Genomic DNA, 20,186 nt, shown 5'->3' on the forward strand with positions numbered 1-20,186 from the left:
TAAAGAGCGGTTGGTTAAGATCTTTCGTCTCAACCGAGGCGCGCATTCTACAGCAGCCTCATTTGCTGTCAAGTGATTATTTTCAGAAGTTTTCGAAGATTTCTTCAACAACTTCAACCACTTGCGCTTCCGATCTCTCGTTAGCGGGAGGCGAATTCTACAGCGTTACACGCTGCTGTCAACACCTCTTTTTCTCCGCTTTCGACCGAGAAGATCGAACCGTTAAAAGCGCCGAACAAGTCGACATTTCCAACTCCTTCCAGGCTTCGATGAACTGAAGCGACCCGCCTTCGAAACCTACTTAACTCATTGAATCTCAAGGAGTTTTCCGTTTCGACTGCGCCGGAAGTGGGGCGAATTATAGAGACTCAGAATCTGCCGTCAACCCTTAATTTCGCTTTTCCTGAAAAACCTGCTTTTTACCCATCAAACGCGGGATCCGGCGGGTCAAAGGAGGAATACGCAACGCCAAAAGGAAAACACCTATAAAGGCATAGATTGCCCACTCCTTAAGATCAGCACGGACAATCCACAACATATGCAGCAATCCCAACCCGAGAATCACATACACCAGCCGGTGCAATTTCTTCCAGCGGGTACCTAAACGACGCTGACTGTATCGGTTGGAGGTAATCGCCAATGCCAACAACCCCAGAAAACCCAGAGCACCCACAATGATGTAAGGACGCTTGCGCAGCTCGACACCCAGTTGCGACCAGTCGAAACCGAGAATGAACGCCATATAGCTGCAAAGATGCAGAACCACATAGGCAAAACACCAGAGCCCCAACTGACGGCGCACAGCAATCCACCCGGCCCACCCCGTAAGTTTCTGCAGCGGGGTCATACTCAGGGTGATCAACAGCAATACCAATGTCCCAAGCCCCAGCCGATCAACCAGAACCTTCCCCGGATCTGGCCCAAGCAGATCCGCAAAAGCCTGATAGAACCACAACAGCGGCCAGATCGCCGCAGCCAGGAAAACGCCTACACGCCAGATCGGATATCGCATCAGTAGTTCTTCCGCAGATCCAGCCCTGTATATAAAGAAGCGACCTCATCCGAGTAGCCGTTGAACATCTGCGTATCACGCACATTCGGCTTGAACAGACTGTTAGGCAATCGCCGCTCCCGCGCCTGAGTCCAACGTGGGTGGTCGACAGTAGGGTTCACATTCGCATAGAACCCGTACTCATCCGCCGCAATGCTCTGCCACGTCGTCTTCGGCTGCTCGCTGACCAGACTGATCCGCACGATGGATTTGACGCTCTTGAATCCGTACTTCCAAGGCACCACCAGACGCAACGGCGCACCGTTCTGGTTTGGCAATTCGCGGCCATACATACCCACCGCCAGAATCGCCAAGGGATTCATCGCCTCATCCAGACGCAAGCCTTCTACATAGGGCCAGTCGATCAGGGCAAATCCCGAACGCTGTCCGGGCATGCTCTTCGGATCCTGTAAGGTTTCGAAGCGAATGTATTTGGCATTCGAAGTAGGTTCTACCTGCTTCAACAGTGCCGAAATGGGAAAACCGATCCAGGGAATCACCATCGACCACGCCTCGACACAACGCAGGCGATAAATACGCTCTTCCAGCTGGTAAGGCTTCATGAAGTCTTCCAGAGCATAACGCCCCGGTTTACCCACCTCCCCGTCCACGACAACACTCCACGGTTCGGGTTTCAACGAACCGGCATTGGCCGCCGGGTCGCCCTTGTCGGTACCGAATTCATAGAAGTTGTTGTAATGGGTCGCGTCTTTGAAAGGTGTGATTGCCTCATCCTTGACGTTCACCGCTCCCCATTTGACAGAAGGCAGTTTCTCGGCAAACCAGGCGGGCGCCTTTCCGGCTTCGACATCGGCATAGCGGGCAGCCTCTTCAGCACTGGCCCAGCGCGGCAAAGTGCTCATGGCCAAACCGGCCGCGGTCGCTCCGAGCAATTGTCGGCGAGAGAGATAAATGGATTCAGGCGTGACGTCCGACTCATGGCAGTCGGACGCTTTGGGGACTTTGATCAGCATGGCAACTCCGCAGCTTTGGAGGACAGATGCACCATAGACTGCGGAGTATGAGGGAAATTACATCACTCGGCGTGTTTGTGACGACGAAGATGCAACAGATACTGCACCGGGCCCGACGCGGCATAAGCGAGGAACACCAGCAGCAGAATGCGAGGCGGATCGCTGAACACCACGGCAAACACCAGCACCACCGCCAGAATCGCCACGAAAGGCACGCGCCCCTTCAGATCCAGCTCCTTGAAGCTGTTGTATTTGATGTTACTGACCATCAGCATGCCGGCGGCCGCTACCATCAGCGCGACCAGGAACGACATCTTCGAACCCTGGATCCCGTAATCGCTGAACGCCCAGACAATCCCCGCAACAACGCCGGCAGCAGCCGGGCTGGCAAGACCGATGAAGTAGCGCTTGTCGGCGGTCCCCACCTGAGTGTTGAAACGCGCCAGACGCAACGCCGCACCCGCCACATAGATGAAGGCAACCATCCAGCCGACCTTGCCCATGTCACCCAGTGCCCAGCCGAAAGCCAGAAGCGCCGGCGCGACACCGAAGGCAACCATGTCCGACAACGAGTCGTACTCGGCACCGAACGCACTTTGGGTATTGGTCATGCGTGCCACGCGACCATCAAGGCCGTCAAGCACCATGGCGACGAAAATCGCGATGGCGGCAAAGGCGAAATACTTGCTCGCATTCGCCGCGTCCCCGGCACTCAAGGCAGCCTGGGCACTCATCGAGTTGATGATGGAATAAAACCCCGCGAACAGATTCGCAGTGGTGAACAGATTCGGCAGAAGATAGATACCACGATGCCGGACTTTACGACCTTCTGCGTCATGCCCTTCTTCGATGTGCTCATCGATGGGCAGCAGGCTTTCGGCGTCGGAAGCCTGGTTCGGCTCTTCGGGACGTTCGCTCATGGACAGTACCTTGCAACGGATTGGACATTTTCGACAGGTGTCTGGGACGACGGTTCGGCCACAAACGATGCAGCTTTATACCAGAAGCGCCCGCCCATACGAAAAAACGCGGCCGAGGCCGCGTTTTTTTCATACAAGGTTCGACGACTTAGTTTTTGGCTTTGTCGACGATCTTGTTGGCACCGATCCACGGCATCATGGAGCGCAGTTGCTCGCCGATGATTTCGATACCGTGAGCGGCGTTGTTACGACGCTTGGCGGTCATCGAAGGGTAGCCGGTTGCGCCTTCGCTGATGAACATTTTGGCGTATTCGCCGTCCTGAATACGTTTCAGGGCGTTGCGCATGGCCTGACGGGATTCGGCGTTGATCACTTCCGGACCGGTCACGTACTCGCCGTACTCAGCGTTGTTGGAGATCGAGTAGTTCATGTTGGCGATACCGCCTTCGTACATGAGGTCAACGATCAGTTTCAGTTCGTGCAGGCACTCGAAGTAGGCCATTTCCGGCGCGTAGCCAGCTTCAACCAGGGTTTCGAAACCGGCTTTTACCAGCTCGACGGTACCGCCGCACAGAACGGCTTGTTCGCCGAACAGATCGGTTTCGGTCTCGTCCTTGAAGGTGGTTTCGATGATGCCGGTACGACCGCCACCCACGCCGGCGGCGTAGGACAGTGCAACGTTCTTGGCATTGCCCGAGGCGTCCTGGTAGATCGCGATCAGGTCAGGGATACCGCCGCCTTTCACGAACTCGGAACGTACGGTGTGGCCCGGTGCTTTCGGCGCGATCATGATCACGTCGAGGTCGGCACGTGGAACAACCTGGTTGTAGTGAATCGCGAAACCGTGGGAGAAGGCCAGGGTGGCGCCTTTCTTGATGTTCGGCTCGATTTCGTTCTTGTACAGCTGGGACTGGAACTCGTCCGGGGTCAGGATCATGACCAGGTCGGCGCCGGCAACAGCGGCAGCCACGTCGGTCACTTTCAGGCCGTGGGCTTCAGCCTTGGCAACGGTGGCCGAACCTTTACGCAGACCGACGGTAACGTCGACACCGGAATCTTTCAGGTTGCACGCCTGGGCGTGGCCTTGGGAGCCGTAACCGATGATGGCAACTTTCTTGCCCTGGATGATCGACAGGTCGCAGTCTTTATCGTAGAAAACTTTCATGAATTTCCCCTTTATATCCAGGCCGTTCAGGCCATTCGCTAATTTGGTTTAGATGCTGAGTACTTTGTCGCCGCGGGCAATACCGGTGACGCCACTGCGGACGGTCTCCAGAATCGATGCGGTGCCGATGGACTGAATGAAGCTGTCGAGCTTGTCGCTGGTACCGGTCAGTTGAACGGTATACACGCTGGCGCTGACGTCGACGATCTGTCCACGGTAAATATCGGTGGTGCGTTTGATCTCGGCGCGCTGGGCGCCAGTGGCCTTGACCTTGACCAGCATCAGTTCACGCTCGATGTGAGCGCTTTCCGACAGGTCCACCAGCTTGACCACTTCGATCAGCTTGTTCAGGTTTTTGGTGATCTGCTCGATGACTTCATCGTGGCCGACTGTGGTCAGCGTCAGACGCGACAGGGTCGGGTCTTCGGTTGGCGCCACAGTCAGGCTTTCGATGTTGTAGTTGCGCTGCGAGAACAGGCCGACTACGCGAGACAAAGCACCGGGTTCGTTTTCCAGAAGCAAGGAAATAATGTGCCGCATGATTAGGTACGCTCCGTCTTGCTCAGCCACATATCGCGCATGGAGCCGTCTTTGATTTGCATCGGATAGACGTGCTCGCTGGTGTCGACCGAAATGTCGATCACCACCAGGCGATCTTTCATGGCGAACGCCTCTTCCATCTTCGACTTCAAATCTTTCGATTCGGTGATGCGCACGCCGACGTGGCCATAGGCTTCAGCCAGCTTGACGAAATCAGGCAAGGATTCCATGTAGGAGTGCGAGTGACGGCTGCCGTAACTCATGTCCTGCCACTGACGAACCATGCCCAGAACACCGTTGTTCAGGATGACGATCTTGACCGGCAAACCGTATTGCAGGCAGGTCGACAATTCCTGGATGTTCATCTGGATACTGCCTTCACCGGTGACACACGCAACATCGGTGTCAGGGAAGCTCAGCGCGATACCCATCGCGGCCGGCAGACCGAAGCCCATCGTGCCCAGGCCACCGGAGTTGATCCAGCGGTTCGGCTTGTTGAACTTGTAGTACTGAGCAGCAAACATCTGATGCTGGCCCACGTCGGAGGTCACAAAGGCGTCGCCCTTGGTCACTTCGCACAGGGTTTCGATCACGGTCTGCGGCTTGATCTTGCTGCCGTCGCCCTTGTCGTAAGGGAACAGGCCGCGATCACCGCGCCATTCATCAACCTGCTTCCACCAGCTGGCAACGGCTTCCTTGTTCGGGGTTTCGCCGATTTCCTTAAGGATCGCGACCATTTCGGTCAGGACGCTCTCCACCGGACCAACGATTGGCACGTCGGCCTTGATGGTCTTGGAAATCGAAGCCGGGTCGATGTCGATGTGAATGATCTTGGCGTTCGGGCAGAACTTCGGCGCGCCGTTGATCACTCGATCGTCGAAACGCGCGCCGACCGCCAGGATCACGTCGGCATGGTGCATCGCCAGGTTCGCGGTGTAGCTGCCGTGCATGCCGAGCATGCCGATGAACTGACGGTCAGTGCCAGGGTAGCCACCCAGGCCCATCAAGGTGTTGGTAACCGGCAGGTTGAGCATTTGCGCCAGCTCGGTCAGCGGCGCGGAGCCGTTGCCGAGGATTACGCCACCGCCGGAGTACAGCACGGGACGCTTGGCCGCCAGGAGCATTTCTGCCGCCTTGCGGATTTGCCCGGAGTGACCGCGAACGGCCGGGCTGTAGGAACGCAGTTTGGCTTTCTTCGGGAAGATGTATTCGAACTTCTCGGCCGGGTTGGTCATGTCTTTCGGGATATCGACCACGACCGGGCCCGGACGACCGGATTGCGCCAGGTAGAAGGCCTTCTTCATGACTTCCGGGATTTCCGAAGCGTGCTTGATCATGAAGCTGTGCTTCACGATCGGCCGGGAGATACCGATCATGTCGGTTTCCTGGAACGCGTCGGTGCCGACCATGGTGCTTGGCACCTGACCGGAAATGATCACCATTGGAATCGAGTCCATATAGGCAGTGGCGATACCGGTGATGGCGTTTGTGGCGCCTGGACCGGAAGTCACCAATACCACGCCGGCTTTACCGGTGGCACGGGCGTAGCCGTCAGCCATATGGGTAGCCGCTTGTTCGTGACGAACCAGGATGTGGGTCACTTCCGGTTCTTTGAACAGGGCATCGTAAACATGAAGGAGAGCACCACCCGGGTACCCGTAGATATATTTGACGCCTTCGTCACGCAAAAAGCGGACGAGCATCTCACCGCCAGATAAAAGCTCCACGTTGTTCACCTCTAAAACGCCAGAATACCGTCCACAAAAAAGCGAACGGGTCTTAATAGGTTTACTTCTCGGCAGAGCATGAGCGACGGTGGTCGCCGACTACGTCAGCACTGACTGAGCAAGTATTGGGATCGTCCCAAGTGTTGCGGGCCTTTCCCACCCAGCGCGAGGTAACGCGTTGCGGGTGTAACAGGTCGACGCGGATATGCGCCTCATGATCTGCCGAGAGGGTCTGCTTCTGGCAGTCCCTGTACAGCGGACTTTGGATTCTTCTGTTTCGCCCTCTGCAAGTCAAGTCGTCTATGTGCTTAATTGTGGGTAAGCACATGAGAACGCAAGAAAAAACCTGGAAACCGCTACTCTGTTAGCTTCAATTGCGCAGTTTTGCCAAGGAATCAGCATGCGAACGCTTCTCTTAACTCTGCTAATCAGCGCCAGTCCATGGTGCATGGCCGCTCAGATCTACAAATGGGTCGACGCCCAGGGCGTCACCCATTTCGATCAGCAGCCACCACAAGGGCAGTCATCCACCGCCGTGAAGACGCCCTCCTCTCCCGCACCAATACCGGCCGCATTACCTGGCAGCGGCGCGCTGGGCGATCAGAAAGCCATCGATGACAAGGTCAAGAAGCAAGTGGCCGAGCAACAGAATCAGCTCAAGGCATTTTGCGAACAGGCGCGCACGAATCTCGCGCAACTGCAGAACAATCCGCGCTTGAGGGAGGAAGTGGAGGGAGAATTGCGGCGGCTGAGCGACGAACAGCGCCAGCAACGTACTGCGGAGGCACAAAAACAGATTGCGGAAAACTGCCAGTAACCACTGGCAGTTTTCGGTTCAGCGTGAAGCGGTGATCAGCAGGTCGAACTCTTTGAGCAACACCTGAAGCTGCCGATCCTTGCCCTGCAGGTTGCGTTGGGCAAAAACCATTTCGGCCATTTCCTGAATGCCCGAGGCATTGGGCAATGGCAGATCCTGTTCGAGGATCATCTTCATCCGCGGCAGGAAGATCCATTGCAGCCACTGTTCGAAATCAAGCGTGTCGACCGAAAACGGCTCGACGCTGCTCAGGGCTTCGACCGAGGGCTGGACGTCATCCCACCAGCCCTGGGCACGCAGTTCGCGCTCGATCAACAGCAATTGATCGGCGACTTTGGAGAAACGACTGTCCATCACAGCGAAACCTTGGCCTTCTGACGGGCCAGAGTGGCGCCGGCGGAATCACCTTGTTTCTCACGTGCCTGAGCGATCAATTCCCACAGACTGGCCTGCAAGTCCGGACGACCATTGGCCATGGTCAGTGCACGACGAGCAGTCTGCTCGGCTTGCGGCGCATCGCCCTGGGCCATGCGCACCTGCGCCAGACGGTAAAGCACTTGCGGCTCGCGCGGCGCTACACGCTGCGCACGCTCCAGGCTGGAGGACGCGCCGTTGAGGTCGCCACCGGCCTGCTGCTGTTGCGCAGTGGTCAACAGGGCGAGAACCGGGCCATCCAGTTGTTCATCGGCAGACAGACCGCCGCCGCTGCTGGCCGAAGGAATGCCGCTCGGCGTCGAAGGCATGCTGTAGCTGCCGGAGCTGATCGGCGCCGACTCGACCGCCGACGGGTTGTACGGCCCCGGCGTGATGCCGCCGGACGCCGGGCCCGGAACGATCGGCGAAGTGCTGATCGGCGCCGAAGCCGCTGCGCCGCCCGGCACCATCACCACCACACCGGTATCGTCTTGCGGGATCGCCTGGGTCTGGGCCTGTGCAGGACGTTTCACCGTCGTTTGACGGAAACCGCCATTGGCCGAAATGCGCTCGCTGTTGGACACTGCGGCGCCGGAATCCACGACCGGGATCGAACCACGCTGTACGGTGGAGCAGCCGCTGAGCAAAGCCACGGCGGTCACCGCTGGAATCAACCACTTGTTCACTTGAAACCCTCTTTGCTTAATTCATCCAGCCCTTGACCCAATCCATCACCGACTCGCCCGATGCCGGGCTTTCGCCCGCACAGGAGGCGCCGGGTGGCGGTTCGCTGCCGCGAATATACGGCATCTGCACGGCGCCCGGACAGTTGGCATCGGAGCCTTGGCCGGTACGCGAATCGACCCAGGCCTGCACCACGTTGTCCGGCTGCGGCATGTCCAGCGGCAGCGGATCGGCCTTGCGCATGAAACTGGTCCAGACCTGCAACGCACCGGTGGCCCCGGTGAACGGCGTCTTGCCGTTGTCGTCACGGCCGAGCCAGACCACCGCCAGCAGATCCTGGCTGAAACCGGCGAACCAGCTGTCGCGCGAATCGTTACTGGTACCGGTCTTGCCCGCCAGTGTCAGGGTTCTTGGCAACACGTTATAAACCGAACTGCCGGTACCTTCACGCATGACCCGCTGCATGGCGTTCTGGATCAGGTAGATAGAGGCCGGATCGAAACGCTGCTCGATCTGAAACGGATAACGCTTGAGCGGCTCGCCATCGGCAGTCAGCACGCTGCGGATCCCGCGCATCGGCGTGTTGAAGCCACCGTTGGCCAGGGTCTGGTACATGGTCGCGACTTCGATCGGGGTCATGCCGCCAGCACCGAGCAGCATCGACGGGAACGCCGGAAACTCGCGGGTTACGCCCAGTCGCGCGAGCGTCTTGAGGACATTCGGAACACCGACCGCCAGACCGAGACGCGAGGTCGAGAGGTTGTAGGAATGCGCCAGCCCCTGATATAGGAACACTGTGCCGTGGGAGCGACGATCATAGTTCTGCGGTTTCCAGACCTGTCCGTCTGCGCCTTTGATCGAAAGCGGGTCGTCCGACAGCCAACTGGTCAGCGTGTACTGGCTTGGTTTCTCCAGTGCCGTCAGATAAACCGCCGGTTTGATCAGCGAGCCGATCGGCCGCACCGCATCCAGCGCGCGGTTGAACCCGGCAAAACTCGCCTGACGGCTGCCGATCATGGCCTGGACCTCACCGGTTTCCGGGTTGGTTACGACCATCGCCGCTTCCACGTCGTCGGAACCTTTACGGCCGGACAGACGCTTGAAGGTGTCGTTGACCGACGCTTCGGCTTTCATCTGCAGGATCGGATCGAAACTGGTGAAAATCCGCAGGCCTTCTTCGGTCAAGTCTTCGTCGCGATAGTCTTCACGCAACTGGCGTTTGACCAGATCGATGAAGCCCGGGAACGAGCTGTCGGCCAGCTTGCCGCGTGTGGTCACGCCCAACGGCATTTTCTTCGCGGCGGCGACTTGTTCGGCAGAAGCGACGCCCTGCTGCTCCAGCACGTCGAGCACCAGATTGCGTCGTTCCAGCGCACGCTCCGGGTTGCGGCGCGGGTTGTAATAGGACGGGCCTTTGACCATCCCGACCAACAGCGCGACCTGATGCAGTTTCAACTCGGACAAAGGCTGAGCGAAGAAGAACTGGCTGGCCAGACCGAAACCGTGCACTGCACGCTGACCGTCCTGACCGACAAAGACTTCGTTGAGGTAAGCCTCAAGGATTTCCTTTTTGTCGTAATGCAGCTCGAGCAGCATCGCCATCATCGCTTCGGTGAGCTTGCGGGTCAGACTGCGTTCGTTGGTGAGGTAGAAGTTTTTGACCAGTTGCTGGGTCAGCGTACTGCCGCCCTGAGTCATCTTGCCGCCCGAGGTGTTGACCCAGACTGCACGGGCGATCGATTTCGGCGACACGCCCCAGTGGCTGTAGAAATCCCGGTCTTCCACGGCGACCAGGGTTTCCAGCAGATACGGCGGCACCTGATCGAGCTTGATCAGAATCCGGTCTTCAAGGTTTTTCGGGTAGATACCGCCGATCATCAGCGGCTCCAGGCGTACCACGGAGAGCTTCGAACCGTTGGTCGCCGAGAGTTCGGCCACGTAATCGCCGGAGAAACGCACGCGCACCGGCTGCGGTTTCTCGAGGCCTTCATAGAACTGGAAGCCACGGGTATTCAGATCAACCGTATTGCCATTGACCGCCGCCGCGCCGGGACCGTTGCTCACGGCTTCGCGGCGATAGCCCAGGGCATCGAGTTCGGTGAGGAAATCGTCCTTGCTCAGCTTTTGTCCGACGAACAGCTCGAGCGGGCGCGCGTAAACCTTGGCCGGGATGGTCCAGCGCTTGCCGGAGAACTTCTCCTGCACCACGGCATCGAGGTAAACGGCGAAGCCGGCCAGCACCACAAGGCCGACCAGACTGAGTTTAAGGGCCCAGCCCAACCATGGGCGCAGGCCCCGGGAAGCTGGTTTTTTAGGGGTACGGGGGGATCGAGTACGAGTCATGGCGGCGGATTATACGCACTTTATTCATACTCAACAGGAGCGCTCCGAGGTTTGCGTCGGGCTGGCGAGCGGCCATAATGAGCGCCTTGAATTTCCCCCAGTCTCTGAAGGATCGTCCGTGAGCCAGTCCCTGATCGCTGCCCTGCAAAACCCGGCCCTCTACCCGCATCCCGTCGAAGGGTTCCAGGTCATCGAAACCCATATCTCGTGGGTACTGCTCACCGGTCCCTACGCTTATAAAGTGAAGAAGCCGGTGAATTTCGGCTTCCTCGATTTCACCGGCCTTGATTCCCGTGAACACTTCTGCGGTGAAGAGCTGCGCCTGAACCAGCGCCTGACCGAAGATTTGTATCTGGAAGTGATTCCCGTAACCGGCAGTGCGGAAGCTCCGCAACTGGGCGGCGAAGGCCCGGCCATCGAATACTTGCTGAAAATGCGCCAGTTCCCGCAGAGCGGCCTGCTCAGCACCCTGCAAGCCAACGGCGAGCTGACCACCGCGCACGTCGACGCAATGGCCGAACAGATCGCCCGCTTCCACCTCAACGCGCCGAAAGTCCCGGCGGAACACGATGCCGGCACGCCTGAAAGCGTAATGGCGCCGGTGCGCCAGAATTTCGAACAGATCCTGCCATTCCTCAGCGACAAGAACGATCTTCTGCAACTCGACGCCCTGCAAGCGTGGGCCGAAAGCAGCTTCGATCGCCTGAAACCGCTGTTCGCCCAGCGCAAGGCGGACGGCTTCACTCGCGAATGCCACGGTGACATTCACCTGGGCAACGCCACGCTGATCGACGGCAAAGTCGTGATCTTCGACTGCATCGAATTCAACGAACCGTTCCGTTTCACCGACGTCTGGGCCGACACCGGCTTCCTGGCAATGGACCTGGAAGACCGTGGCCTGAAATCCCTGGCCCGTCGCTTCATCAGCCAGTACCTGGAACTGACCGGCGACTACCAAGGCCTGGAAGTACTGAACTTCTACAAGGCTTACCGCGCCTTGGTACGTGCGAAAGTCGCACTGTTCAGCATGCCGGCCGATGCCACTCCGGTGCAGCGTGCCACCACCCTGCGCCAGTACCGCAACTACGCCAACCTGGCGGAAAGCTACAGCACCATTCCTTCGCGCTTCATGGCGATTACCCACGGCGTGTCCGCTGTAGGCAAAAGCCACGTGGCCATGCGTCTGGTCGAAGCACTGGGCGCGATCCGCCTGCGTTCCGATGTCGAGCGCAAGCGCCTGTTCGGTGAGCAAACCGTTGCCAATGATGTTCAGGCCGGGATCTACAGCACCGACGCCAGCACTGCAACCTATGCGCGTCTGCATGAAATTGCCGAAGTGATTTTGCACGCCGGTTTCCCGGTGGTGATCGATGCCACTTACCTCAAGCGCGAACAACGCGACAACGCCGCCAAAGTCGCTGAAGCCACTGGCACGCCTTTCCTGATCCTTGACTGCAACGCTCCGCAGGCAGTGATCGAGAGCTGGCTGGCGATTCGTCAGGCAGACAAAAAAGATCCGTCCGACGCGACCCTCGCCGTGATCGAAGCTCAACAAGCCAACCGCGAAGCCCTGACCCCGGAAGAAATTCTGCGCAGCAAACGCGTGCAGACCAATGAATCCGGGACCCTGGACACCGTCGTGGCGCAGATTCGCCAGCGCCTGCCCGGCCTGTAAGAAACTATTTCGGCCGTGAAGCCCTCGCTTGCTTCACGGCCGTCAAATAGTGGCACTATACTGGCGTCATAAAACCAACAGGTGATTTGACATGAGCCAGCCAAAACTACTCGACACCCCGCTTTATGCCTTGCTGCACAAAGACGACATCACAGGTTTCAACAATGAACGCCCGAAAGACGGTCCGATCGACATGGTTGGTGGTGATTTTCGCGGCCTGGACCTGCGTGAACTGAACGCCGATGGCGTGGATTTCCGGGACGCCTACTTCCGCTCCGCCGACCTGCGCGGCATCGACTTTCGCAACGCCTCGCTGGAAGGCGCGAGCCTGGCCCACGCGCAGATCTCCGGGGCCTACTTCCCGCCAGAGCTGAGTGCCGACGAAATCCTGATGTCGATGAATTTCGGTACGCGCCTGCGTTATCGCACCCGCTGAGCCTCGCACCACCCAAACTCGTCCAGCGCCCCCGCTTTGCGCTGGACTGCGTGCTATTGGTAATTCTCCCTCGCCCTCCCCATCCTGATTCATCAGCGGAAGCTGACGTTTCTTAGAAGCGTTTGCGTCGAATCCGACCAAACAACCACGCTTTTCCTACTGATGGCTACACTCCTGAGAAGCTCGCCCACGCACCATTCGGCCGTCGCAAGGAGGCTTGATGAATGATGAACTGCAACACCTGAAGAATCTTGGCAAGACGTCGGCGCAATGGCTGCATGCCGTGGGCATCCATAGCGCCTCGGACTTGCGTCGCCTCGGTGCGGTGGATGCCTACCGGGCCGTGCGCACTCGCGGGTTTCGGGCGTCGAAGGTGTTGTTGTACGCGATCGAAGGGGCGCTGATGGACGTGCACTGGAACGACATTCCCGCCGAACGCAAGGACGCGCTGAACAAGCAGCTGGAAGCCATTTCCTCTCGCCACAAGAACTAACGGGTACCGACCGTCATGTACCTGCTCGGGGAACAATCGGCCCAGGCCGATGCATTGATCAACCACTTGCAGTGCTTGCCTGCGCAATGGCTTGAGGGCCTGGCGCCGTGCGGGCCAGCGCTGGAACTGGAAGCAACGGATGATCTGTTGGCACCCTTGCCGGACGATCAGTTGTTCTTGCTCACGCAAGGTGTCATCACCGGCCGAGTCAGCGGTCGAGGCTTGTTCTACTGGCACGAGGGAGATTTGATCGGTCTGCAACAAGGGCCGGAATGGGCGGATTGCACGCTGTACTCAGACAACCCGTTGACATTACTGCCCTATCGCCGAAGTGATTTGTTTCAACATGTGTATGGCGAACCATCGCGCTCGGAGCAGTTTCTGCGCTACCTGCTCGGGCAAATGGCGCTGCTGGCCCACGCCGTTGCCGAGTTCAAGCCGCGCGAGTTTCGCAGCACCAACGGTTTCAAGCGGGTTGAAGCCGGAGACGTTCTGATTCGTGAGGGCGATGACGCCGACCATGTGTTCGTGATTATCGAAGGACACGCCGAAGCGTTTGTTAACGGGCACAAGGTAGGCGACGTGCCCAAGGATGAAATATTCGGTGCAATGGCTGTGTTCACGGGCGAGCCGCGCAACGCGACGGTCATAGCCCGGGAGGCAAGCACGGTAATGCTGATTCCCGGCGATCAGTTTCTGAGCATGACCCGCACCAATCCGAAAATCGCCCACAGCCTGATCGAAAGCATGGCGAGGCGTATCGACCAGCTCAACAAGCAGCTCACAGCCCAGACCTGACGCCCGTATTCACGGGGCGTTTACGCCATTGCCGGGACAAAACGAAAGAAATGAAAAAACAGCAGTTGACTTGGTAATGAGAATCGCTATGATTATCACAACTGGTCGCGAGATCAGTCGATATTCTGAAAAGCCCTTGGTTCGGACTCTCAGATTATCTCCTCATCAGGCTAATCACGGTTATTTGACCCGGTTTTTACCGGGTCTTTTTTTGCCTGTGGAAAAGTCATTTCTTACTGAACTGTTTACGCATCTCGGCGCAATAATCCTGTTTCGGCGTGGCCGGTGTGTACCAGACATAATCAGCCATCGCCGCCGTGATCTGGTTGCCTTGCTCCGCCAGCATCAGCACCGTCGGCGCTTCGGGCGCGCCCAGATCCAGCGCATGCAACGGCCCCCCCACATCCTTGCGCGCGTGATACGCACCCGCCAATAACAACGCAGGCGCGGGCGCCGCCAACAAACGCGAGGCCATGCGCCGATCCCGTTGTTGCTGAACGGCCAGCATCGCCGGCATTTGCGATGACGGCAGCAAGCCGCAGTGAGAATCGCCGATCTGCTCCAACAGCGTCTCTTTCACAGATTTGGAGTTGCTGCGCTCACCGCTCAAAACCGGAGGATCACGATAGAACGCACGAATTTCGATGTTATCGAGATTGGCCGCCAGCACTGGCCAGGATTGTGTCAGGGCAAACCGAACAATCGGTCCGTAGAGATTCCAGTCCCAACCGTCCTGCCAGGCCAATGCTGCAGGAAGATCAGTGGGTGGCGTTGCGGCATGGCGCACGTCATCGACGCGCGACTGTTGATCGGGCGTCAGCATTTCCAACAGGAGACTGCCTTGGGGTCGCGTTCGTTCGAGGTTCTGCAACAACCACAATTGAAGTGCATGGTGATCGGCGTTGTCATGCTGCTCGCCAATGATGAGCCGCGATGGCTCGCTCAATTGCGTCAGTAATTGCTGCGCCGTCAGACGCTCGCCGCTGCGCAGATCACGGATCTCGCCCACGACCGGCGGCGCCGCAACATGCTGGCAACCTGCAAGCCACAACACCGCCAACAGCAGAATCCCGCGCATACACTCACCTCGATGACGAAATCAGCGGGCGATGATCAGCGGATGCCCGCGCTCCGGGTGCGGCTGCACCAGCACTTCCAGACCGAAAACCGCCTTCAGCGATTCCGGGCGCAACACCTGTTGCGGCGTATCCAGCGCCACCGGGCGCCCGCCCTCCAGCAGCAGGATGCGATCACAATAGCGCGCCGCCAGATTCAGATCATGCAGGATCACCAGCACCGCCGCGCCACGATCGGCAAACTCGCGCACCGCTTGCAGCGTCGTATGTTGATGCAACGGATCGAGCATTGAGGTCGGCTCATCGAGCAGCAACGTCTGCCCCGCCTGACCCGGCCAGAGTTGCGCCAGCACCCGCGCCAGATGCACCCGCTGACGCTCGCCGCCGGACAGCGCCAGATAACTGCGGCCACTAAGATGCCCGGCATCGGCCGCCAATAACGCGGCAGCGACGATCTCGTCATCGCGCACCCGCCCGCTCTGATAAGGCAGACGCCCCATGCCGACCACTTCTTCAACACGAAAGGCAAAATCCAGGGTCGACACCTGTGGCAACACCGCCAGCCGCTGAGCGCGCTGAGTGCCGCCCCAATGGCTCAGTGCCTCACCGTCCAGCAGCACTTCCCCTTCGTGTGCGCTCAGCTCACCGCACAACGCGCCGAGCAAAGTGCTCTTGCCGGCGCCATTCGGCCCCAGTACACCCAGCACTTCGCCCGGTTCGAGTTGCAGGCTGATGTCGGCCAAAACGGTCTTGCGGCCACGGCGGATGTGCAGGTTGTGCGCACGCAACATCAGGCACGCCCTCGCAGCAACAGATAAAGAAAGAACGGCGCACCGATGAACGCGGTGACGATGCCGATCGGCAGCTCCGCCGGTGCCAGCGCCAGCCGCGCCACCAGATCCGCCAGCAGCAACAGACTCGCACCGGCCAGCACCGATGCGGGCAGTAACACCCGGTGATCCGGCCCCGCGAGCAAGCGCACGAGATGCGGCACCACCAGCCCGACAAAGCCGATCATGCCCGCCGCTGCCACCGCTGCACCGACACCCAGCGCCGTGCAGAACACCAGCTCGCGCTTGAGCCGTTCTACATCGATTCCCAGATGCCCGGCTTCCGATTCGCCGAGCAGCAACGCATTGAGCGCCTTTGCCCGACGTGGAAGCCACAGTGCAACACCGGCGGTGATGATCAGCAGCGGCCACAACCGCGCATAGCTCGCGCCGTTAAGGCTGCCCAGGTTCCAGAACGTCAACGTGCGCAATGTCGCGTCATCAGCCAGATAGGTAAACAGTCCCACCGCCGAGCTGGCCAACGCCGTCAGAGCGATACCCGCCAGCAACATGGTCGCGACATTGGTCTGCCCATTGCGGCGGCCGAGCCGATAAACCAGCGCCGTCACACCCAAACCACCGAGAAACGCACACACCGACAGCAGGTAAGGCCCGAACCACTCGGGCAGTCCGCCAAAAAACGAGCCACCGACAATCGCGATCGCCGCGCCCAACGCCGCGCCGCTCGAGACGCCCACCAACCCTGGATCGGCCAGCGGATTGCGAAACAGCCCCTGCATCGCCACCCCGGACAACGCCAGCACACCGCCAACTGCCAGCCCGAGCAACGTACGCGGCAGACGAATCTGCCCGAGAATCAGTTCAGCCTGTTCCAGCCCGTCCGGCGCCAGCGGCACACCGATCATGCGCAACGCTGCGCGCAAGGTGTCGAACAACGGCAGACTGACCGGCCCCAGCGCCAGCGAAAGCCAGATCGCCAGCAGGCAGAGCAGGATCAGGCCGATAAACAAGCCACGGGGTTTGACCAGCGTGGTCATTGGCCGCTCTTGGCCGGGTAGAAACCGTCAGACAGGGCCTTCAGCGCTGCCGGCAAACGCGGCCCGAGCCCGCCCACCAGCAGCGTCGGGTCCAGCTCCAGCACACGTCCGGTCTTGGCCGCACGGCTGGAATTGAGGATCGGGTTTTCCTTAAATAGAGCCGCTTTCGCCGCCTCACCAGTTAGCGCACGGTCAGCGAACACCAGCACTTCAGGATCGAGACTGGCCAGGGATTCCACGGAAAACGGTTTGTAACCGGTGTGGGTCGCAAGGTTATGCCCGCCCGCCTGCTGCAGCAGCCAGTCGGCGGCGGTGTCCTTGCCGGCGATCAGCGGTTTGCCGCCGGCATGTCCAAGCAGCAACAGCACGCCCTGCGCTTTCTGTTTAGTCTGCGCTTGCGCCACACGCGCCTTTTGCGCATCAAGTTGCTGTTGATAACGTTGCAGCAGCTGCACGGCCTGGCTTTCAGCGCCCAGCAACCGTCCCAGATGGGTAACGTTTTTTTCCAATGTCGGCAGATCCGGCTGAGCCGAGAACAGTTCCACCTGCACCTTGGCACTGCGAACTTGCGAAATCACTGGCGGCGGGCCCATTTCTTCGGTGCCGATCAGGATGTCCGGGCGCAGGCTGAGAATGCCTTCGGCCGACAGGCTGCGCTGATAGCCGATGCTCGGCAGCGACTTGAGAGACTCGGGATGCTGGCTGGTGGTGTCGACGCCTACCAGTTTGGCCTCGCCACCCAGCGCACTCACCCACTCCGACAACGCGCCGCCGGCGCTGACCCAACGTTGCGGCAACTCGGCCGCTGCAGCCTGGTGGCTGACCAAAAGTCCGACACACAGCACGGCAACGCGGGTACTCAGGCGCATAGACAGCTTCCTTGAAATGTTTTCCCGGACATCGGGACGGCAGGCCAAGTATCCTCGGCAGCGGTCACCTCGCCACGGGTGAAGGCGGCCATTTGATAATTGTTTGCATTTGAACGTCAAGCTCGGACATATCCGGACACGAGCCGACATTTGAGGATAGCCATGAAGTTTCTTTGCGCGGGTGCCGATCTGGTTGAGGACGGCAGTCGCGGTTTCGATATCGACGGGAAAAAACTGTTCGCCGTGCGCCGCGCGGGGCAGGCTTATGTCTACCTCAATCGCTGCCCGCATCGGGGCGTCGGACTGGAATGGCAGCCCGACCAGTTTCTCGACCCAAGCAACAGCCTGATCCAGTGCGCCACCCACGGCGCACTGTTTCTGATCGAAGACGGTGAATGCGTCGCCGGCCCGTGCGCCGGGCAATCGCTGACGGCCATCCCTTGCCGTGAAGACGCGCAAGGGCTGTGGATCGATGTTTAACCGTTGAGCAGCACGTCCAGGCGCCGGTCGATCACCATCTCTTCATGGCTCAAACGCACGCCGTACGCCAGGACTTCGACCCCGCACGCCACCGCCTCGCGCAGCGCAGCGGCGTAGGCCGAGTCGATTTCCTCGGCCGGACGCACTGCTTCAATGCCGGAGAGATTGACGCAGTACAACTGGACCGCGCGAATCCCGTCCCTGGCCAGATGCGCCAGCTCACGCAAATGCTTGGCGCCGCGATCGGTCACTGCATCGGGAAATGCCGCGACCGCCGTGCCGTCGAAACCCAGCGTGACACTTTTCACTTCCACATACGCCGGGCCCGTCGGGTAGTCGAGGCGAAAATCGATCCGGCTCTTTTCCTGCCCGTACGCCACCTCACGTTTGAGCCCGGTAAACCCGCTCAATTCGCTGATGACACCGGCCTGCAAGGCATCTTCGACCAGTGCGTTGGCGCGTCCGGTGTTCACGCAAAACAGCCGGCCCTGCGGGGTTTCACCGACTTCCCAAGTACCGGGCAGTTTGCGTTTCGGATCTGTGGAGCGACTGAACCAGACCTGCCCGCCCTCGACCTGGCAATTGAGCATCGAGCCGGTGTTCGGGCAATGAATGGTCAGCAACTCGCCGCCAACGGTTTCGATATCGGCGAGAAAACGCTTGTAACGCCGGATCAACCGGCCTTCTTCGAGCGGAGGATGAAAGCGCATCAGCCTTGCCAGCTCTTCAAGCCACGGGCGATACGCTCTACCGCTTCCTGTAGGCGTGGGAGGTTTTGCGTGTAAGCAAAGCGCACATGATGACCGGCCTGATAGCGACCGAAATCCAGCCCCGGCGTGAAGGCTACATGCTCGGTTTCGAGGAAATGCCGGCAGAACGCGAAGGCATCGCCGCCGAACTGGCTGATATCGGCATACAAATAGAACGCGCCTTCCGGCTCTACGGCAATGTCGAAGCCCAGCTCCCGCAATGCCGGCAGCAGGAAGTCACGGCGACGGCCGAATTCGGCGCGGCGCTCTTCGAGAATCGCGATGGTGTCCGGCTCGAAACAGGCCAGCGCCGCATGTTGGGCCATGCTTGGCGCACTGATATAGAGGTTCTGCGCGAGCTTTTCCAGCTCACTGACCGCTGCGTCCGGCGCCACCAGCCAGCCGAGGCGCCACCCGGTCATGCCGAAATATTTGGAGAAACTGTTGAGGACAAAGGCGCTGTCGTCCACTTCCAGCACACTCGCGGCGTCGGTGCCGTAAGTCAGGCCGTGATAGATCTCGTCCACCACCAGATGCCCCTGACGGGCCTTGATGGCTGTGGATAACCCGGCCAGCTCATCGCGGGTCAGAATCGTACCGGTCGGGTTGGCCGGCGAGGCGACCAGCGCACCGACGCTGTCGTGGTCCCAGTGGCGCGCCACAAGGTCCGGCGTCAGTTGATAACGCACGTCCGGGCCCACCGGCACAAGCTGCGCCGCGCCTTCAACCAATCGCAGAAAGTGTCGGTTGCAGGGATAGCCGGGGTCGGCCAGCAGCCAGTGCTTGCCCGGATCCACCAGCAACGCACTGGCCAGCAGCAACGCCCCGGAACCGCCGGGGGTGATGAGAATCCGTCGAGGATCGATGTTCAGGCCGTAGCGCGTCTGATAGAAGCCGGAAATCGCCTCACGCAGTTCGGGAATGCCACGGGCTGCGGTGTAACGGGTTTTCCCGGCTGTCAGGGCTTGCTGGCCGGCGCGGATGATCGGTTCGGCGGTAGTGAAGTCCGGTTCGCCGATTTCCAGGTGGATCACGTCGTGGCCGGCGGCCTGCAATTCATTGGCCCGCGCCAGCAACGCCATGACATGGAACGGTTCGATCGCACGACTGCGCGCACTGTAGGGCTGAGCCATTGGCCTTCCTTCAA

General features: G+C 59.5%; 22 protein-coding genes. 7 read left to right on the top strand and 15 right to left on the bottom strand.

From position 1 onward, the window contains the following. Positions 1–278, top strand: a 278-nt coding sequence (locus L6D82_RS08675; protein WP_236188754.1) for a hypothetical protein, incomplete at its 5' end; no start/stop codon positions are given. Positions 279–388: 110 nt separating this feature from the next. Here L6D82_RS08675 and msrQ read toward each other — a convergent pair. The 6 genes from msrQ to L6D82_RS08705 all read right to left on the bottom strand — a co-directional run bounded on the left by msrQ (position 389) and on the right by L6D82_RS08705 (position 6,377). Next, positions 389–1,012: a protein-methionine-sulfoxide reductase heme-binding subunit MsrQ gene (gene msrQ / locus L6D82_RS08680; protein WP_007959665.1), complete on the bottom strand. Its 624-nt coding sequence runs from the start codon at positions 1,010–1,012 to the stop codon at positions 389–391. Beyond that, positions 1,012–2,025 carry a protein-methionine-sulfoxide reductase catalytic subunit MsrP gene (gene msrP, locus L6D82_RS08685; RefSeq protein ID WP_102686289.1) on the bottom strand — a complete coding sequence of 338 codons (1,014 nt, stop codon included), beginning with the start codon at positions 2,023–2,025 and terminating at the stop codon, positions 1,012–1,014. The genes msrQ and msrP overlap by 1 nt, the downstream gene beginning before the upstream one ends. Positions 2,026–2,087: 62 nt before the next feature. Then, a complete protein-coding gene (gene pssA, locus L6D82_RS08690; RefSeq protein WP_039771608.1) occupies positions 2,088–2,945 on the bottom strand; it encodes a CDP-diacylglycerol--serine O-phosphatidyltransferase in 858 nt (285 codons plus the stop codon). Between the two features lie 148 nt (positions 2,946–3,093). Continuing rightward, positions 3,094–4,110, bottom strand: a complete 1,017-nt coding sequence (ilvC, locus tag L6D82_RS08695; RefSeq protein ID WP_007959661.1) for a ketol-acid reductoisomerase — start codon at positions 4,108–4,110, stop codon at positions 3,094–3,096. A gap of 48 nt (positions 4,111–4,158) precedes the next feature. Continuing rightward, positions 4,159–4,650: an acetolactate synthase small subunit gene (ilvN, locus tag L6D82_RS08700; protein WP_003176102.1), complete on the bottom strand. Its 492-nt coding sequence runs from the start codon at positions 4,648–4,650 to the stop codon at positions 4,159–4,161. 2 nt (positions 4,651–4,652) lie between these two features. After that, entirely contained in the window at positions 4,653–6,377 is a 1,725-nt protein-coding gene (locus tag L6D82_RS08705; RefSeq protein WP_085608788.1) for an acetolactate synthase 3 large subunit, read from the bottom strand. 400 nt (positions 6,378–6,777) lie between these two features. Here L6D82_RS08705 and L6D82_RS08710 point away from each other — a divergent pair, with 400 nt between their 5' ends. Continuing rightward, a complete protein-coding gene (locus tag L6D82_RS08710; RefSeq protein WP_236188756.1) occupies positions 6,778–7,194 on the top strand; it encodes a DUF4124 domain-containing protein in 417 nt (138 codons plus the stop codon). 18 nt (positions 7,195–7,212) lie between these two features. Here L6D82_RS08710 and L6D82_RS08715 read toward each other — a convergent pair whose 3' ends face one another. The 3 genes from L6D82_RS08715 to mrcB are packed head-to-tail and all read right to left on the bottom strand — an operon-like array spanning position 7,213 to position 10,635. Next, positions 7,213–7,548, bottom strand: coding sequence for a YqcC family protein (locus L6D82_RS08715; protein ID WP_064599443.1), 336 nt, complete (start codon positions 7,546–7,548; stop codon positions 7,213–7,215). Then, positions 7,548–8,294, bottom strand: coding sequence for a tetratricopeptide repeat protein (locus L6D82_RS08720; RefSeq protein WP_236188757.1), 747 nt, complete (start codon positions 8,292–8,294; stop codon positions 7,548–7,550). The genes L6D82_RS08715 and L6D82_RS08720 overlap by 1 nt, the downstream gene beginning before the upstream one ends. Positions 8,295–8,310: 16 nt before the next feature. Beyond that, positions 8,311–10,635 carry a penicillin-binding protein 1B gene (gene mrcB, locus L6D82_RS08725; RefSeq protein WP_007959641.1) on the bottom strand — a complete coding sequence of 775 codons (2,325 nt, stop codon included), beginning with the start codon at positions 10,633–10,635 and terminating at the stop codon, positions 8,311–8,313. A 118-nt stretch (positions 10,636–10,753) separates the two neighbouring features. Between mrcB and L6D82_RS08730 the strand changes: the two genes are divergently transcribed. The 4 genes from L6D82_RS08730 (at position 10,754) to L6D82_RS08745 (ending at position 14,037) form a co-directional block, all read left to right on the top strand. Next, entirely contained in the window at positions 10,754–12,310 is a 1,557-nt protein-coding gene (locus tag L6D82_RS08730) for a bifunctional aminoglycoside phosphotransferase/ATP-binding protein (RefSeq protein WP_236188758.1), read from the top strand. Between the two features lie 91 nt (positions 12,311–12,401). After that, positions 12,402–12,746, top strand: coding sequence for a pentapeptide repeat-containing protein (locus L6D82_RS08735; RefSeq protein WP_007959639.1), 345 nt, complete (start codon positions 12,402–12,404; stop codon positions 12,744–12,746). Positions 12,747–12,966: 220 nt separating this feature from the next. Further along, on the top strand, positions 12,967–13,239 hold the full coding sequence (locus tag L6D82_RS08740; RefSeq protein WP_003228231.1) for a TfoX/Sxy family protein: 273 nt from the start codon (positions 12,967–12,969) through the stop codon (positions 13,237–13,239). A 15-nt stretch (positions 13,240–13,254) separates the two neighbouring features. Beyond that, positions 13,255–14,037: a Crp/Fnr family transcriptional regulator gene (locus L6D82_RS08745; protein ID WP_134021092.1), complete on the top strand. Its 783-nt coding sequence runs from the start codon at positions 13,255–13,257 to the stop codon at positions 14,035–14,037. Positions 14,038–14,263: 226 nt separating this feature from the next. Here the strand turns inward: L6D82_RS08745 and L6D82_RS08750 are convergent, their stop codons facing one another. The 4 genes from L6D82_RS08750 to L6D82_RS08765 are packed head-to-tail and all read right to left on the bottom strand — an operon-like array spanning position 14,264 to position 17,810. Continuing rightward, positions 14,264–15,115, bottom strand: a complete 852-nt coding sequence (locus L6D82_RS08750) for a ChaN family lipoprotein (protein WP_236188762.1) — start codon at positions 15,113–15,115, stop codon at positions 14,264–14,266. A 21-nt stretch (positions 15,116–15,136) separates the two neighbouring features. Continuing rightward, positions 15,137–15,904, bottom strand: a complete 768-nt coding sequence (locus L6D82_RS08755; RefSeq protein ID WP_134021086.1) for a heme ABC transporter ATP-binding protein — start codon at positions 15,902–15,904, stop codon at positions 15,137–15,139. Beyond that, positions 15,904–16,887: a FecCD family ABC transporter permease gene (locus L6D82_RS08760; RefSeq protein ID WP_178083780.1), complete on the bottom strand. Its 984-nt coding sequence runs from the start codon at positions 16,885–16,887 to the stop codon at positions 15,904–15,906. Before L6D82_RS08760 ends, L6D82_RS08755 begins: the two co-directional genes overlap by 1 nt. Positions 16,888–16,937: 50 nt before the next feature. Further along, positions 16,938–17,810 carry a heme/hemin ABC transporter substrate-binding protein gene (locus tag L6D82_RS08765; protein WP_236188772.1) on the bottom strand — a complete coding sequence of 291 codons (873 nt, stop codon included), beginning with the start codon at positions 17,808–17,810 and terminating at the stop codon, positions 16,938–16,940. A 162-nt stretch (positions 17,811–17,972) separates the two neighbouring features. Between L6D82_RS08765 and L6D82_RS08770 the strand changes: the two genes are divergently transcribed. Then, a complete protein-coding gene (locus L6D82_RS08770) occupies positions 17,973–18,290 on the top strand; it encodes a Rieske (2Fe-2S) protein (RefSeq protein WP_085747750.1) in 318 nt (105 codons plus the stop codon). On the opposite strand, the gene sfsA is transcribed toward L6D82_RS08770, so the two are convergent. Both sfsA and L6D82_RS08780 read right to left on the bottom strand, forming a co-directional pair. Continuing rightward, complete coding sequence (sfsA, locus tag L6D82_RS08775; RefSeq protein ID WP_102686298.1) at positions 18,287–19,000, bottom strand: DNA/RNA nuclease SfsA; 714 nt, start codon at positions 18,998–19,000, stop codon at positions 18,287–18,289. The genes L6D82_RS08770 and sfsA overlap by 4 nt on opposite strands. Beyond that, complete coding sequence (locus L6D82_RS08780) at positions 19,000–20,172, bottom strand: pyridoxal phosphate-dependent aminotransferase (protein ID WP_236188774.1); 1,173 nt, start codon at positions 20,170–20,172, stop codon at positions 19,000–19,002. The genes sfsA and L6D82_RS08780 overlap by 1 nt, the downstream gene beginning before the upstream one ends. Between the last annotated feature and the right edge of the window lie 14 nt (positions 20,173–20,186).

The organism is Pseudomonas paraglycinae (genome assembly GCF_021601625.1).
GTDB lineage: Bacteria > Pseudomonadota > Gammaproteobacteria > Pseudomonadales > Pseudomonadaceae > Aquipseudomonas > Aquipseudomonas paraglycinae.